Below are 14,663 nucleotides of genomic sequence, written 5' to 3' on the forward strand. Positions count from 1 at the left end.
GAGCGGGCTTGCCCCGCGAACACCGGCAACGCCGGTGCCATACACCGCGTCGCCTGCTTCGCGGGACAAGCCCGCTCCCACAGGGGTCAAACCCGTCTCCCTATTGAATAGGGTTTTGAGTACCTGAAAACATGTCCACCAAAGAACATCACCCCAGCGACCTGATCCGCGCCCGCGACCTTGAGGGCGTGGACGTGTGGGCGCTGCCCAGCTTCGACCCGGAACCGGAGCCCGAACCGGAGCCTGAGCCTGAACCCGAGGTCATCGAGGAAGTCGAGGAAGTGCCGCTGGAAGAAGTCCAGCCGCTGACCCTGGAAGAACTCGAAGCGATCCGGCAAGAGGCCTACAACGAGGGTTTTGCCACCGGTGAGCGTGAAGGTTTTCACAGCACCCAGCTCAAGGTCCGCCAGGAGGCCGAAGAGGCCTTGAAGACCAAGCTGGACAGCCTTGAGCGGCTGATGGCCAACCTGATGGAGCCGATCGCCGAGCAGGACACGCAAATCGAGAAAACACTGGTGCATCTGGTGGCCCACATGACTCGCCAGGTGATCGGCCGCGAGCTGCGCAGCGATTCCAGTCAGATCACCCAAGTGCTGCGCGAAGCGCTCAAGCTGCTGCCCATGGGGGCGGACAATATCCGTATCCACCTCAACCCGCAGGATTTCGAGCTGGCCAAGGCCCTGCGCGAACGCCATGAGGAAAGCTGGCGGCTGCTGGAAGACAGTGCACTGCTGCCAGGTGGTTGCCGTATCGAGACGCTTCACAGCCGTATCGATGCAACCATGGAAACACGCATCGAAAAAGCCGTGGCACAACTGTTCGACCAGTTGCACGACCATGCACTGCACCCGGCAGCGCCGGATATCGCGGTAGATCTGGCCGGCCCGGTGGATACCCCTGATGCGCCTTGAACGCACCAGCTTCGGCAAGCGCCTGGGCAGTTATGCCGAGGCCATCGCGCTGCCGGCCCAGCCCGTCGTCGAAGGCCGCCTGCTGCGCATGGTCGGGCTCACCCTGGAGGCTGAAGGCCTGCGTGCTGCGGTGGGCAGCCGCTGCCTGGTGATCAACGACGACAGTTACCACCCGGTGCAGGTCGAGGCCGAAGTCATGGGCTTTGCCGGGCCTAAGGTGTTCCTTATGCCGGTGGGCAGCATCGTCGGTATTGCACCGGGGGCGCGGGTGGTGCCGCTGGACGACGGCGGACGTCTGCCCATGGGCATGAGCATGCTCGGCCGCGTGCTCGACGGTGCCGGTCGCGCGCTGGATGGCAAGGGCGGGATGAAGGCCGAGGATTGGGTGCCGATGGACGGCCCGGTGATCAACCCGCTCAACCGCGACCCCATCAGCAAGCCGCTGGACGTGGGTATTCGCAGCATCAATGGTCTGCTTACCGTTGGCCGTGGCCAGCGGCTGGGCCTGTTTGCCGGTACCGGCGTGGGTAAATCTGTGCTGCTGGGCATGATGACCCGCTTCACCGAAGCCGAAATCATCGTGGTTGGGCTGATCGGTGAGCGGGGCCGCGAAGTGAAGGAGTTCATCGAGCATATCCTCGGTGAAGAGGGCCTCAAGCGCTCGGTGGTGGTGGCGTCGCCGGCAGACGATGCGCCGCTGATGCGTCTGCGCGCGGCCATGTACTGCACGCGCATCGCCGAGTACTTCCGCGACAAGGGCAAGAATGTGCTGTTGTTGATGGACTCCTTGACCCGTTTTGCCCAGGCCCAGCGGGAAATCGCCCTGGCCATCGGCGAACCGCCGGCCACTCGCGGTTATCCGCCATCGGTGTTCGCCAAGCTGCCCAAACTGGTGGAGCGGGCGGGCAATGGCGAGCCGGGCGGTGGATCGATCACGGCGTTCTATACCGTGCTGTCAGAGGGCGACGACCAGCAGGACCCGATCGCCGACTCGGCCCGGGGCGTGCTCGACGGTCACTTTGTGCTGTCGCGCCGGTTGGCCGAGGAAGGCCATTACCCAGCCATCGACATCGAAGCGTCCATCAGCCGGGTGATGCCCCAGGTTGTCGATGCCGACCACTTGCGCCAGGCGCAGAAGTTCAAGCAGCTGTGGTCGCGCCTGTCGCAAAGCCGCGACCTGATCAGCGTAGGAGCCTATGTGGCCGGCGGCGATCCGGAAACCGACCTGGCCATTGCCTTGCAATCAAAGCTGGTGGAATTCTTGCGCCAAGGGCTGAGTGAAAACGTGGGCATGGCACAGAGCCGCGAACAGCTGGGGGCGATTTTCACGCCCCCGGCAGGCTGATAGGCCATGGCGCTGCCCGGACGCGCCGCGCGCTTGGCGCCGGTGGTGGACATGGCCGAAGAGGCCGAGCGCAAGGCCGCTCAGCGCCTTGGGCACTTCCAGCAGCAGGTGGCCACGGCCCAGGCCAAGTTGGCCGAGCTGGAGCGTTTTCGCGAGGACTACCAGCTGCAGTGGATCAACCGTGGCGGGCAAGGCGTGAATGGCAGCTGGCTGGTGAACTACCAGCGTTTTCTGGGGCAGCTGGAAACGGCCATGACCCAGCAGCGCCAGAGCCTGGTGTGGCACCAGAACAACCTCAACAACGCCCGTGGTACCTGGCAGCAGGCCTATGCGCGGGTGGAGGGATTGCGCAAGCTGGTGCAGCGTTACATGGATGAAGCCCGCCGGGCGGAAGACAAGCGCGAGCAGCGCTTGCTGGATGAGCTGTCCCAGCGACTGCCGCGTCAGCACCACATTTGAATTCGTATTGGCTCCCACAGCTCGGTGTGCGCCGCCTGTAGGCTTGCGAGCCCGACCATCGCCTGCTAAACCTTAATGGAGTTGCATCCGCCATCATCGAAGGAATCGCTAGCATGGCAGTCGAGACTGACTTTTCGCAGGACGGGAAAAAGCTGACGATCAAGATCAAGGGGCGCTTCGATTTCGGCAAACATCAGGAATTTCGAGACGCCTACGAACGCCAGCCCGATCGCCCCGATTCGGTGATCGTCGACCTGAAAGACACCACCTACCTCGACAGTTCCGCGCTCGGCATGCTGCTGTTGCTGCGCGACCACGCGGGTGGCGATGAGTCGGATGTGCGGGTGGTGCATGCCAGCTCCGACGTGCGCAAGATACTCGCCATCTCCAATTTCGAAAAACTCTTCGATATCAGTTGAGCGCCGACATGCCGGCCGAACAGCCGTTGACCGTGCTGGTCGCCGAGGACGGTGCCACCGACCGCTTGCTGCTGGCGCAGATTGTCCGTCGCCAGGGCCACCAGGTATTCACCGCAGAAAACGGCGAGCAGGCAGTGGCGCTGTTTCAGGAGCGCAGCCCACAGCTGGTGTTGCTGGACGCGCTGATGCCGGTAATGGACGGCTTCGAGGCGGCGCGGCAGATCAAGGCCCTGGCCGGCGAGGCACTGGTGCCGATCATTTTCCTGACGTCGCTGAACGAAGAGGAAGGCTTGGTGCGCTGCCTTGAGGCGGGTGGCGATGACTTCATGGCCAAGCCCTACAGCGCGGTGATCCTCGCTGCCAAGATCCGCGCCATGGACCGGTTGGGCCGGTTGCAAGCCACTGTGCTGGAGCAGCGTGACCAGATCACCCGGCACCATCACCACCTGCTCAACGAGCAGCGGGTGGCCAAGGCCGTTTTCGACAAGGTGGCCCACTCCGGTTGCCTTTCTGCGCCCAACATCCGCTACCTGCAGTCGCCTTATGCGCTGTTCAACGGTGACCTGATGCTGGCTGCGTTCACCCCGGCCGGTGACATGCGCGTGCTGCTGGGCGACTTTACCGGCCATGGCCTGCCAGCGGCGGTTGGCGCCATGCCGCTGGCCGAGGTGTTCTACGGCATGACCGCCAAGGGTTACGGCATGGCGCCGATCCTGCGCGAGATGAACGCCAAGCTCAAACGCATCCTGCCGGTGGACATGTTCTGTTGCGCGATGCTGCTCAACCTCAGTGTGCAGCGCGGCTCGGTGGAAGTGTGGAATGGCGGTATGCCCGATGGCTATCGGCTGTCGGTGGATGGCCAGGTGCTGTCAGCGCTGAGCTCGCGGCATCTGCCGCTGGGTATTCTGGCTGCCGAGCGTTTTGATGACAGCACCGAGGTGCTTCCCTTGGCGCCGAGTGAGCGCCTGTTGCTGCTGTCGGACGGCGTGCTCGACACGGCGGACGATCAGGAGCGCCTGTTCGGTGTGCAGCGCCTGCTGGCGGTGCTGGCCGACAACCGCGACCCGGTGCGGTTGTTCGACGAAGTGATGCAGGCCCTGGCGCGCTTTGGCGGGCACCCGCGCGACGATATCAGTTTGTGTGACATCCGCATGTTCGGCGCCGAAGAGCGGGTGCCGGCACCGATGATCCACGCTGATAGCGGTCGCTTCAGCCCGCAGGACTGGTCGCTGGGCTTCGAAGTGCGCGGCGAGAGCCTGAAGTGCTTTAACCCGATTCCTTACCTGGTGCAGTTGTTGCAGGAGATTCATGGGCTTCGTGCGCGTACCGGCAGCTTGCACAGCGTCCTCAGCGAGTTGTATTCCAATGCCCTGGAGCATGGTGTGCTAGGGCTGGACTCGCAGCTCAAGCGCGATGTGCAGGGTTTTGCCGACTACTATCAGGAGCGCGCCCGGCGCCTGGGCGTGCTGACAGACGGCTTTGTGCGTATCGATTTCAAGGTTGAACCGCTTGCCGATGGCGGGCGTCTGAGTATCGAGGTCCGCGACAGCGGTGGGGGTTTCGATGTGCAGCGGGTACTGTCGCGGCCTTCGTTGGACCAGGGGCTGAGCGGGCGTGGCCTGAACCTGGTGCGGCGGTTGGCCAGCGATGCGCGCTGGAGTGAAGGCGGGCGTTGCGCGCATGTGGCGTTCGTATGGTGAGCCACTGGCTGGCTCGGGCATAATCTGGCTTGATCAAGGAGTGAACAAGTGACTGACATGCATATTGACCACAAGGTACTCAGTGACCTACGTGAGGTCATGGAGGATGGCTACCTGCAGTTGGTGCAGACGTTTCTCGACGATTCCGAGCGGCGGCTGGGCCAGTTGCACGCGGCCAAAAGCGCCGAAGAGCTGGGTGCGGCCGCCCACAGCTTCAAGGGTAGCAGCAGCAACATGGGGGCTGTTGCCCTGGCCGGCCTGTGTCAGCAGCTGGAAGAGCGCGCACGGCGCCCCCCGCTGTACGGTATCGAAGACTTGATCAGCCGTATCGACCAGGAGTTCGTCGAGGTGCAGCGCTTCTACCGTGGTGAGCAGCAACGTATTTCAGCAGGCTGATACACAACTTGGCGCGAGTCTTGCGTGTCTCTGAGCGGATTATTCTTTTGTTTCTGGCGCGGAGACCGCTCGATGCCTGTCGCACCCAACCCTTTGTTGCAAGCCAACGCCATTGCCAGTGCCTCGCGCTCTGCCACCGCACAGGCGGACAAACCGCTGCAGGCGCTGGGCGACAAGGGCGACGGCTTTGGCCAGGTGATGGCACGGCAGGGGCGTGACAAGGCAGCCTCGCAGGACGACAAAGTCGCTCAGGCCAAGCCCAAGGACAAACCTGAGGCGCCAGCGCACGGCAAGAAAGACCCGGCTGATAAAACGGCTGTTGCCGATGACGGCAACAAATTGCCAGCAGACGATGCGTCCCAGGCCGATACCGGGGTGCGTGATGCCAACCTGGTGGCCGGCCAGGTCACCGACGCCCAGCCCGGTGCGCAACTGATCCAGGCCCAGGCCGAGGCGGTAGCGCCGGTGCTGCAGGCCGCCACGGCGCAGGTTGGCGCGCTGCCCGAGGAGCCTTCCGCCGAAGAGGCTTTCGACCCGGATGCAGACCCTCTGGCCAACCTGCCGACCTTGCGCCTGGCGCTGGAGCAGAGTGCTCAAGCCAAGGGGGCTACGTCGGCGCATGCCCTTGACCCTTCCCAGGCGCAGGGGGAGGAGGGCCAGGTAGCCGTCAATACCTTGGCGAATCTGATCGAGAGTGCCGAGGGTGAGGCGGGAGAGTCTGGCGACAAGGCCTTTGGTGCCTTGCTTGAGGATGGCCTGAAGGACACCAAGAGCGCCAGCAGCGACACCTGTGTCGATGATTTCGCCAACCGCCTGGCCAGCCTGACCCAGGCTGCCACGGCCAAGACCGCCAGCGCCGTTCCGGCCAGCGCCAGCCCGTTGCACCAGCCGTTGCCGATGAACCAGGGTGCGTGGGCGGAAGGTTTGGTCAACCGGGTCATGTACCTGTCCAGCCAGAACCTGAAATCTGCAGACATCCAGCTGGAGCCCGCAGAGCTGGGCCGCTTGGACATTCGCGTCAATGTTGCGGCGGACCAGTCGACCCAGGTCACCTTCATCAGTGGCCACGCCGGTGTGCGTGACGCCCTCGACAGCCAGGTACACCGCCTGCGCGAGCTGTTTGCCCAGCAGGGGCTGGCCCAACCGGATGTCAACGTCGCCGACCAGTCGCGCGGGCAGCAACAGCAGCAGGGGCAGGCGCAGGGCAGTAACCTGTCCGGCGTGGCCGCGCGGCGGGGGGAGCAGGGTGGGGGTGAGGTTGCAGACAGCGCCCGGCCTGTGGAGCAACAGGTCGTTATTGGTGACAGTGCGGTCGATTACTACGCCTGATGCAGGGGCACGCCTTGGTTCTTCGGGTGCCTGCGAGATCGAGCGCCGCGTGGGCGGCGCTCGATCTCGCAGGCGACACACCTCCCAAGACGAACCCATGCCGGCCCCACTCTTTCTCAAGCCAAAACTGGCATAACACTTGCTCAAGCCAAGCCATCCTCCCTTGAACCCCCGATGGACGACGGATTATTGGCATGGCGAAGAGCGAAGCAGTCAAAGACCCCGCCACTAAAGGCAAACTCAAGCTGATCCTGCTGGCTGTCGTCGGCCTGTTGCTGGCGATCGGCCTTTCGGTGGGCGCTACCTGGTTCATCATGCACAAGAGCGAGTCGGCCCCGGCCGCCGAGCCTGCGGCCAGCAACGTCAAGTCTGCGGCCATCTACGAGGCGCTGACCCCGGCCTTCGTGGTCAATTTCAACCAGAACGGCCGCCAGCGCTACATGCAGTTGAGCATCACCCTGCAGGCGCGCAACCAGGCCGACCTGGATGCGCTGAAGGTGCACATGCCGGTGATTCGCAACAACCTGGTGATGATGTTCTCCGGACAAGGCTTCGACACCCTGGCCAGCAGCCCGGTCGGGCAGGAGATGCTGCGTCAGAAGGCCACTGCGGTGGTGCAGGAAGTGGCCCAGAAGGAAGTCGGCAAGCCGGTCATTGACCAGTTGCTGTTCACCAATTTCGTATTGCAGTAGGAGTCCGCAATGGCCGTACAGGACCTGCTGTCCCAGGATGAAATCGATGCCCTGTTGCACGGCGTCGACGACGGGCTGGTGCAGACCGAGAGTGCATCCGAGCCTGGCAGTATCAAAAGCTACGACCTGACCAGTCAGGACCGTATCGTACGGGGTCGCATGCCGACCCTTGAAATGATCAACGAGCGCTTCGCCCGTTACACCCGTATCAGCATGTTCAACCTGCTGCGCCGTTCTGCCGACGTGGCCGTGGGCGGTGTGCAGGTGATGAAGTTCGGCGAATACGTGCACTCGCTGTACGTGCCCACCAGCCTCAACCTGGTCAAGATCAAGCCGCTGCGTGGCACCTCGCTGTTCATCCTCGACGCCAAGCTGGTGTTCAAGCTGGTGGACAACTTCTTCGGCGGCGATGGCCGCCACGCCAAGATCGAAGGCCGTGAGTTCACGCCGACCGAGCTGCGCGTGGTGCGCATGGTGCTGGACCAGTGCTTCGTCGACCTCAAGGAAGCCTGGCAGGCCATCATGCCGGTCACCTTCGAGTACATGAACTCCGAGGTCAACCCGGCCATGGCCAACATTGTCGGCCCCAGCGAGGCGGTGGTGGTGTCCACTTTCCACATCGAGCTGGACGGCGGCGGCGGCGACCTGCACGTAACCATGCCGTACTCGATGATCGAGCCGGTGCGCGAAATGCTCGACGCCGGTTTCCAGTCCGACCTGGACGACCAGGACGAGCGCTGGGTCAAGGCCCTGCGCGAAGACGTGCTGGACGTGGCGGTGCCCATGACCGCCACGGTCGCCCGGCGCCAGTTGAAGCTGCGCGACATCCTGCACATGCAGCCTGGCGACGTGATCCCGGTGGAGCTGCCCGAGCACCTGGTGTTGCGCGCCAATGGCGTGCCGGCGTTCAAGGCGCGGCTGGGTTCGCACAAGGGCAACCTGGCCCTGCAGATCATCGACCCGATCGAGCGCCGCTGACGGCGTGCCGGTCGCTCATAACGAATTGAATGCCTGTCGAGGAAACCATGGCTAACGAAAACGAGATCACCTCCCCAGAGGACCAGGCGCTGGCCGACGAGTGGGCTGCGGCCCTGGAAGAAACCGGCGCGGCCGGCCAGGCCGATATCGATGCACTGCTGGGCGGTGACACTGGCAGCACCAGCGGCCCGGGCCGCCTGCCGATGGAAGAGTTCGCCAGCTCGCCGAAGCCGAACGAAAACGTCAGCCTCGAAGGCCCGAACCTGGACGTGATCCTGGACATCCCGGTGAACATTTCCATGGAAGTGGGCAGCACCGAGATCAATATCCGTAACCTGTTGCAGTTGAACCAGGGTTCGGTGATCGAACTCGATCGCCTGGCCGGCGAGCCGCTCGACGTGCTGGTGAACGGTACGCTGATCGCCCATGGCGAAGTGGTGGTGGTCAACGAGAAGTTCGGCATCCGCCTGACCGACGTGATCAGCCCCAGCGAACGTATCAAGAAGCTGCGCTGAGTGAAGGGCACAATGCGCGCCCTTGCGGCGTTGGCGGTGCTGCTGGCCAGTAGCGCGTGCCTGGCCGCGGCCACGCCGGCAGCTACCCCGGCGACACCGCCTGGCAGCCTCGGCGGGCAGCTGGCGCAGATGGTTTTCGGCCTGTTGCTGGTGGTGGGCCTGATCTTCTTCCTGGCCTGGATGCTGCGGCGCCTGCAGAGCACGGCAGTGAAGGGCGGGCAGGTGATCGAGATTGTCGGCAGCCGGGCCATTGGCCCGCGTGACCGCCTGTTGCTGGTGCAGGTGGGGAAGGAGCAGATCCTGATCGGCCATACCCCGGGCAGCATCGAGGCCCTGCATGTTATGGCCGAACCCGTGGATGTGCCGGATGGCGCTCGTCAGGCAACGCCGGAGTTTGCTCAGCGGCTGATGGAGTTGATGGGCAAAAACCCTAAGGACAACAAGTGATGAGCGGCGCGCTGCGTACGTTGTTGACTCTGGCGCTGCTGCTGGCTGCGCCGCTGGCCCTGGCTGCCGACCCGCTGTCGATCCCGGCCATTACCCTGTCCAATACCCCGGACGGGCAGCAGGAGTATTCGGTCAGCCTGCAAATCCTGCTGATCATGACTGCGCTGAGCTTCATCCCGGCGTTCGTCATCCTGATGACCAGCTTCACCCGCATCATCATCGTGTTCTCGATCCTGCGCCAGGCCCTGGGCCTGCAGCAGACGCCCTCGAACCAGTTGCTCAACGGCATGGCGCTGTTCCTGACCCTGTTCATCATGGCCCCGGTGTTCGAACGCGTGAACCAGGACGCGCTGCAGCCGTACCTGAAGGAGCAGATGACCGCCCAGCAGGCCATCGAAAAAGCCCAGGGGCCGCTCAAGGACTTCATGTTGGCGCAAACCCGGCAAAGCGACCTCGACCTGTTCATGCGCCTGTCCAAGCGCACCGACATCGCCGGCCCCGATCAGGTGCCACTGACCATTCTGGTGCCGGCGTTCGTCACCTCCGAGTTGAAGACCGCGTTTCAGATCGGCTTCATGATCTTCATCCCGTTCCTGATCATCGACATGGTGGTGGCCAGTGTGCTGATGGCCATGGGTATGATGATGCTGTCGCCGCTGATCATCTCGCTGCCGTTTAAGATCATGCTGTTCGTGCTGGTGGATGGCTGGGCGCTGATCATGGGCACTTTGGCCAGCAGTTTCGGCGGCGTCTGACGCCGTCAAGGAGAGCCGCCGATGACACCTGAAGTTGCTGTCGACCTGTTCCGTGATGCCCTGTGGCTGACCACTTTACTGGTCGCGGTGCTGGTTGTGCCGAGCCTGTTGGTGGGCCTGATGGTGGCGATGTTCCAGGCCGCCACGCAGATCAACGAGCAGACCCTGAGCTTTCTGCCACGCCTGCTGGTAATGCTGATCACGCTGATCATTGCCGGGCCGTGGCTGGTGCAGAAGTTCATGGAGTACATCACCAGTCTCTACACCAGCATCCCGCAGCTGATTGGTTGACGCAGCGATGCTGGAACTGACCGATACGCAGATCGGCACCTGGGTCGCCACCTTCATCCTGCCGTTGTTCAGAGTAACTGCGGTGCTGATGACCATGCCGATTTTCGGCACCCGCATGTTGCCGGCGCGGGTGCGCCTGTACGTGGCGGTGGCGATTACCGTGGTGATCGTGCCGGCATTGCCGCCGCTGCCCGAATTCGACCCGCTGAGCCTGCGTGGTTTGCTGCTGTGCGTCGAGCAGATCATCGTTGGTGCTCTGTTTGGCATGGCCTTGCAACTGCTGTTCCAGGCCTTCGTGATTGCCGGGCAAATTGTTGCGGTGCAGATGGGTATGGCCTTTGCCTCGATGGTCGACCCTGCCAACGGCGTCAACGTCGCGGTAATCAGCCAGTTCATGACCATGTTGGTGAGCGTGCTGTTCCTGTTGATGAACGGGCACCTGGTGGTGTTCGAGGTGCTGACCGAGAGCTTTACCACCTTGCCGGTGGGGAGTGCGCTGGTGGTCAACCACTTCTGGGAGTTGGCCGGGCGCATGGGCTGGGTGTTCGGTGCCGGTCTGTTGTTGATCCTGCCGGTGATCGCTGCGCTGCTGGTGGTGAACATCGCCTTTGGCGTGATGACCCGCGCGGCGCCGCAGTTGAATATCTTCTCGATCGGCTTTCCGTTGACCTTGGTCATGGGCATGGCCATTTTCTGGGTCGGCCTGGCCGATATCCTCTCCCACTACCAGGCATTGGCCAGCGAAGCGCTGCAATGGCTGCGTGAATTGGCGAGGGCGCGCTGAGCATGGCGGAAAGCGAGAGCGGTCAGGACAAGACAGAAGAACCCACTGAAAAGCGCAAGCGCACAGCCCGCGAGAAGGGCGAGATCGCGCGCTCCAAAGAGTTGAACACCGTGGCGGTGACCTTGGCTGGCGCAGGTGGCTTGCTGGCGTTTGGTGGGCATCTGGCTGAGACCTTGCTGGCCATGATGCACATGAACTTCAGCCTGACCCGCGACATCATCGTCGACGAGCGCGCCATGGGCGCCTTTCTTCTGGCCTCGGGCAAGATGGCCATCTGGGCGGTACAGCCGATACTGATCCTGTTGTTCGTGATCGCCTTTGTCGCACCCATCGCCTTGGGTGGTTTTCTGTTTTCCGGCAGCCTGTTGCAACCGAAGTTCAGCCGCATGAACCCGTTGTCGGGGATCAAGCGCATGTTCTCGGTGAATGCCCTGACCGAACTGTTGAAGGCGCTTGCAAAGTTTTTCGTGATTCTGGTGGTGGCGATAGTGGTGTTGGTCAACGACCGCCAGGCGTTGCTCTCCATTGCCAACGAGCCTTTGGAGCAAGCGATCATTCACAGTGTTCAGGTGGTCGGCTGGAGCGCGCTGTGGATGGCGGCCGGGTTGTTGCTGATTGCGGCGGCGGATGTGCCGTTCCAGTTGTGGCAGGCGCACAACAAGCTGAAGATGACCAAGCAGGAGGTGCGCGACGAGTACAAGGACACCGAAGGCAAGCCCGAGGTCAAACAGCGTATTCGCCAGTTGCAGCGCGAGGCTTCGCAACGGCGCATGATGGCGGCGGTGCCGGATGCGGACGTGATCATCACCAACCCGACGCACTACGCGGTGGCCCTGCAATACGACCCGGAGAAGGGCGCAGTGGCGCCCCTGTTGCTGGCCAAGGGTACCGATTTCATTGCCTTGAAAATCCGCGAGATCGGCGTGGAGCACAAGGTACAGATCCTCGAATCGCCAGCACTGGCGCGGGCGATCTATTACTCGACCGAAATTGAGCAGGAAATCCCCGCAGGCCTTTACCTGGCGGTAGCGCAGGTGCTGGCCTATGTGTTCCAGATCCGCCAGTACCGTGCGGGCAAGGGCAAACGGCCAGAGCCGCTGAAAGACGACCTGCCGATCCCGCCAGACCTGCGGCGCGACAGTTGAAGCGTTTGGTGATGTTTGTGTGGTGTTAGATCGAGCGCCGCCCGCGCGGCGCATCGCGAGCTGCGCTCGCTCCTACGTTTGTTTCTGGCCAGTAACGCTTGTGGCAGGCGCGCGCGACCGCCTTGTCTGAACGACGCGAAATCGAGCCATGCGCCAAGGCGTACGCGCGCAAATCCCACAGGATTAATTGGCCCGAAACAAACGTAGGAGCGAGCGCAGCTCGCGATGCGCCGCGCGGGCGGCGCTCGGTCTGACAGGCGCTAAATCCCTCAAGGCATACAAAGTTGGAAAGCTTCTTGCAAAGCCACGCCCAGGCGCCCCCTGTGCGTCAAAGTTTTGCATCAAGAGGACTCGCGGTGGATCGCACTCAGTTAATCAGCAACGCCCGTAACAACCTGGCCGGGCTCGGTCGGGGCAACCTGGGTGTGCCGCTGTTGCTGCTGGTGATGTTGGCAATGATGATGTTGCCGATTCCGCCGTTTCTGCTCGACGTGTTCTTCACCTTCAACATCGCGTTGTCGATCGTCGTGCTGCTGGTGTGCGTGTACGCCCTGCGCCCGCTCGACTTCGCCGCATTCCCGACCATCCTGCTGGTGGCAACGCTGTTGCGCCTGGCCCTGAACGTGGCCTCCACGCGTGTGGTCATGTTGCACGGCCAGGAGGGTCATGGCGCCGCCGGTAAAGTGATTCAGGCCTTCGGTGAGGTGGTAATCGGCGGCAACTACGTGGTCGGTGCCGTGGTGTTCGCCATCCTCATGATCATCAACTTCGTGGTGGTGACCAAGGGTGCCGGGCGTATCTCGGAAGTGAGTGCGCGTTTCACCCTCGACGCCATGCCCGGCAAGCAGATGGCCATCGATGCCGACCTCAATGCCGGCCTGATCGACCAGGCCCAGGCCAAACACCGCCGTGCCGAGGTGGCGCAAGAGGCCGAGTTCTACGGTTCGATGGACGGTGCCAGCAAGTTCGTTCGCGGTGACGCCATCGCCGGCCTGCTGATCCTGTTCATCAACCTGATCGGCGGCATGCTCATCGGCATGCTGCAGCACGGCATGAGCTTCGGTGACGCCGGCAAAGTGTACGCCCTGTTGACCATCGGTGACGGTTTGGTGGCGCAATTGCCATCACTGCTGCTGTCCACCGCCGCCGCGATCATGGTCACCCGTGCCTCGGGCTCCGAGGACATGGGCAAGTTGATCAACCGGCAGATGTTCGACTCGCCCAAGGCCCTGGCGGTGTCCGGCGCGCTGATGATCGTCATGGGCCTGGTGCCGGGCATGCCGCACGTGGCCTTCCTCAGCCTCGGCCTGCTGGCCGGTGGTGGCGCCTACCTGGTATGGAAGAAGCAGCAAAAGACCAAGCTGGAGGCGCAGCAAGAGGTGCAGCGTCAGCAGGATCTGCTGCCCTCGCCTCAGCGTGCGCTGGAGACCAAGGAGCTGGGCTGGGATGACGTCACGCCGATCGACATGATCGGCCTGGAAGTCGGCTACCGGCTGATTCCGCTGGTCGACCGCAACCAGGGCGGCCAGTTGCTGGCGCGGATCAAGGGTGTACGCAAGAAGCTGTCGCAGGACCTGGGCTTCCTCATGCCCACCGTGCACATTCGTGACAACCTCGACCTGCAACCCAGCGCTTATCGCCTGACCCTGATGGGGGTGATCCTGGCCGAGGCGGAGATCTACCCGGACCGCGAGCTGGCAATCAACCCGGGGCAGGTCTTCGGCACCCTCAACGGTATTGCAGCGCGCGACCCGGCGTTTGGCCTTGAAGCGGTGTGGATCGACGTCGGCCAGCGCTCGCAAGCGCAGTCGCTGGGGTATACCGTAGTCGACGCCAGTACCGTGGTGGCCACCCACCTCAACCAGATCCTGCAGAAGCACTGCCACGAGCTGATTGGCCACGAAGAGGTTCAGCAACTGCTGCAGGTGCTGTCCAAGGCATCGCCTAAACTTGCAGAAGAGCTGGTGCCGGGTGTCATTTCCTTGTCGGGCCTGCTGAAGGTGCTGCAAGCGCTGTTGTCGGAACAGGTGCCGGTGCGCGATATTCGCAGTATTGCCGAAGCCATCGCGAACAACGCTGGCAAGAGTCAAGATACCGCCGCGCTGGTAGCGGCAGTGCGCGTCGGATTGTGTCGCGCCATCGTGCAAAGCATTGTCGGCGTTGAGTCGGAGCTGCCAGTGATTACCCTGGAGCCAAGGTTGGAACAGATTTTGCTCAATAGTCTGCAAAGGGCCGGGCAGGGTCAGGAAGAGGGTGTTCTTCTGGAGCCTAGCATGGCCGAGAAGCTGCAACGTTCGCTGATCGAAGCGGCCCAGCGCCAGGAAATGCAGGGCCAGCCGGCCATTCTTCTGGTCGCCGGCCCGATCCGCGCCATGCTGTCGCGTTTCGGTCGCCTGGCTGTACCGAATTTGCATGTTCTGGCGTATCAGGAAATACCGGACAACAAGCAAGTCACCATCGTTGCCACCGTGGGCCCTAATGGCTGAGGTAGTGGATA

At 62.9% G+C, this 14,663-nt stretch carries 16 protein-coding genes; all 16 read left to right on the plus strand.

What is annotated here, in order from left to right; all coding sequences use genetic code 11:
* Nucleotides 1-131 precede the first annotated feature (131 nt).
* The 16 genes from fliH (at nucleotide 132) to flhA (ending at nucleotide 14,652) form a co-directional block, all read left to right on the plus strand.
* Nucleotides 132-911: a flagellar assembly protein FliH gene (gene fliH / locus D8767_RS09260; protein WP_016711790.1), complete on the plus strand. Its 780-nt coding sequence runs from the start codon at nucleotides 132-134 to the stop codon at nucleotides 909-911.
* Nucleotides 901-2,256 carry a flagellar protein export ATPase FliI gene (fliI, locus tag D8767_RS09265; RefSeq protein WP_016711789.1) on the plus strand — a complete coding sequence of 452 codons (1,356 nt, stop codon included), beginning with the start codon at nucleotides 901-903 and terminating at the stop codon, nucleotides 2,254-2,256. Before fliH ends, fliI begins: the two co-directional genes overlap by 11 nt.
* A 6-nt stretch (nucleotides 2,257-2,262) precedes the next feature.
* Nucleotides 2,263-2,715 (plus strand): flagellar export protein FliJ, encoded by a 453-nt coding sequence (gene fliJ / locus D8767_RS09270; RefSeq protein ID WP_016711788.1) that lies wholly within the window; start codon nucleotides 2,263-2,265, stop codon nucleotides 2,713-2,715.
* A 113-nt stretch (nucleotides 2,716-2,828) separates the two neighbouring features.
* Nucleotides 2,829-3,134, plus strand: a complete 306-nt coding sequence (locus tag D8767_RS09275; protein WP_016711787.1) for an STAS domain-containing protein — start codon at nucleotides 2,829-2,831, stop codon at nucleotides 3,132-3,134.
* An 8-nt stretch (nucleotides 3,135-3,142) separates the two neighbouring features.
* Entirely contained in the window at nucleotides 3,143-4,834 is a 1,692-nt protein-coding gene (locus D8767_RS09280; RefSeq protein ID WP_122048295.1) for a fused response regulator/phosphatase, read from the plus strand.
* Between the two features lie 48 nt (nucleotides 4,835-4,882).
* Entirely contained in the window at nucleotides 4,883-5,230 is a 348-nt protein-coding gene (locus D8767_RS09285; RefSeq protein WP_016711785.1) for an Hpt domain-containing protein, read from the plus strand.
* Nucleotides 5,231-5,302: 72 nt separating this feature from the next.
* A complete protein-coding gene (locus D8767_RS09290; protein ID WP_121757738.1) occupies nucleotides 5,303-6,559 on the plus strand; it encodes a flagellar hook-length control protein FliK in 1,257 nt (418 codons plus the stop codon).
* 194 nt (nucleotides 6,560-6,753) lie between these two features.
* The gene (gene fliL, locus D8767_RS09295; RefSeq protein ID WP_016711783.1) at nucleotides 6,754-7,251 is read left to right on the plus strand and encodes a flagellar basal body-associated protein FliL; all 498 of its coding nucleotides are present in this window, start codon (nucleotides 6,754-6,756) and stop codon (nucleotides 7,249-7,251) included.
* Nucleotides 7,252-7,260: 9 nt separating this feature from the next.
* Nucleotides 7,261-8,229 (plus strand): flagellar motor switch protein FliM, encoded by a 969-nt coding sequence (fliM, locus tag D8767_RS09300; RefSeq protein ID WP_012273501.1) that lies wholly within the window; start codon nucleotides 7,261-7,263, stop codon nucleotides 8,227-8,229.
* A 47-nt stretch (nucleotides 8,230-8,276) separates the two neighbouring features.
* Nucleotides 8,277-8,744 carry a flagellar motor switch protein FliN gene (gene fliN, locus D8767_RS09305; protein WP_025753835.1) on the plus strand — a complete coding sequence of 156 codons (468 nt, stop codon included), beginning with the start codon at nucleotides 8,277-8,279 and terminating at the stop codon, nucleotides 8,742-8,744.
* Nucleotides 8,745-8,756: 12 nt separating this feature from the next.
* Nucleotides 8,757-9,191 (plus strand): flagellar biosynthetic protein FliO, encoded by a 435-nt coding sequence (gene fliO, locus D8767_RS09310; protein WP_016711781.1) that lies wholly within the window; start codon nucleotides 8,757-8,759, stop codon nucleotides 9,189-9,191.
* A complete protein-coding gene (gene fliP / locus D8767_RS09315) occupies nucleotides 9,191-9,946 on the plus strand; it encodes a flagellar type III secretion system pore protein FliP (RefSeq protein WP_016711780.1) in 756 nt (251 codons plus the stop codon). The genes fliO and fliP overlap by 1 nt, the downstream gene beginning before the upstream one ends.
* Nucleotides 9,947-9,967: 21 nt before the next feature.
* Nucleotides 9,968-10,237, plus strand: a complete 270-nt coding sequence (gene fliQ, locus D8767_RS09320; protein WP_016711779.1) for a flagellar biosynthesis protein FliQ — start codon at nucleotides 9,968-9,970, stop codon at nucleotides 10,235-10,237.
* Nucleotides 10,238-10,244: 7 nt separating this feature from the next.
* Nucleotides 10,245-11,021, plus strand: coding sequence for a flagellar biosynthetic protein FliR (gene fliR, locus D8767_RS09325; protein WP_016711778.1), 777 nt, complete (start codon nucleotides 10,245-10,247; stop codon nucleotides 11,019-11,021).
* Between the two features lie 2 nt (nucleotides 11,022-11,023).
* Entirely contained in the window at nucleotides 11,024-12,166 is a 1,143-nt protein-coding gene (flhB, locus tag D8767_RS09330) for a flagellar biosynthesis protein FlhB (protein ID WP_028699354.1), read from the plus strand.
* A gap of 356 nt (nucleotides 12,167-12,522) precedes the next feature.
* Entirely contained in the window at nucleotides 12,523-14,652 is a 2,130-nt protein-coding gene (flhA, locus tag D8767_RS09335; protein ID WP_016711776.1) for a flagellar biosynthesis protein FlhA, read from the plus strand.
* Nucleotides 14,653-14,663 lie beyond the last annotated feature (11 nt).

This window comes from Pseudomonas sp. LTGT-11-2Z (assembly GCF_003691445.1).
Lineage (GTDB): Bacteria > Pseudomonadota > Gammaproteobacteria > Pseudomonadales > Pseudomonadaceae > Aquipseudomonas > Aquipseudomonas monteilii.

Coding starts and splice junctions, on each gene's coding strand:
- D8767_RS09290 (WP_121757738.1), top strand. CDS start 5,303: ATGCCTGTCGCACCCAACCCTTTGTTGCAAGCCAACGCCATTGCCAGT.
- fliO (WP_016711781.1), top strand. CDS start 8,757: ATGCGCGCCCTTGCGGCGTTGGCGGTGCTGCTGGCCAGTAGCGCGTGC.
- fliI (WP_016711789.1), top strand. CDS start 901: ATGCGCCTTGAACGCACCAGCTTCGGCAAGCGCCTGGGCAGTTATGCC.
- D8767_RS09280 (WP_122048295.1), top strand. CDS start 3,143: ATGCCGGCCGAACAGCCGTTGACCGTGCTGGTCGCCGAGGACGGTGCC.
- fliQ (WP_016711779.1), top strand. CDS start 9,968: ATGACACCTGAAGTTGCTGTCGACCTGTTCCGTGATGCCCTGTGGCTG.
- fliM (WP_012273501.1), top strand. CDS start 7,261: ATGGCCGTACAGGACCTGCTGTCCCAGGATGAAATCGATGCCCTGTTG.
- fliP (WP_016711780.1), top strand. CDS start 9,191: ATGAGCGGCGCGCTGCGTACGTTGTTGACTCTGGCGCTGCTGCTGGCT.
- fliR (WP_016711778.1), top strand. CDS start 10,245: ATGCTGGAACTGACCGATACGCAGATCGGCACCTGGGTCGCCACCTTC.
- flhB (WP_028699354.1), top strand. CDS start 11,024: ATGGCGGAAAGCGAGAGCGGTCAGGACAAGACAGAAGAACCCACTGAA.
- D8767_RS09275 (WP_016711787.1), top strand. CDS start 2,829: ATGGCAGTCGAGACTGACTTTTCGCAGGACGGGAAAAAGCTGACGATC.
- fliH (WP_016711790.1), top strand. CDS start 132: ATGTCCACCAAAGAACATCACCCCAGCGACCTGATCCGCGCCCGCGAC.
- fliL (WP_016711783.1), top strand. CDS start 6,754: ATGGCGAAGAGCGAAGCAGTCAAAGACCCCGCCACTAAAGGCAAACTC.
- fliN (WP_025753835.1), top strand. CDS start 8,277: ATGGCTAACGAAAACGAGATCACCTCCCCAGAGGACCAGGCGCTGGCC.
- fliJ (WP_016711788.1), top strand. CDS start 2,263: ATGGCGCTGCCCGGACGCGCCGCGCGCTTGGCGCCGGTGGTGGACATG.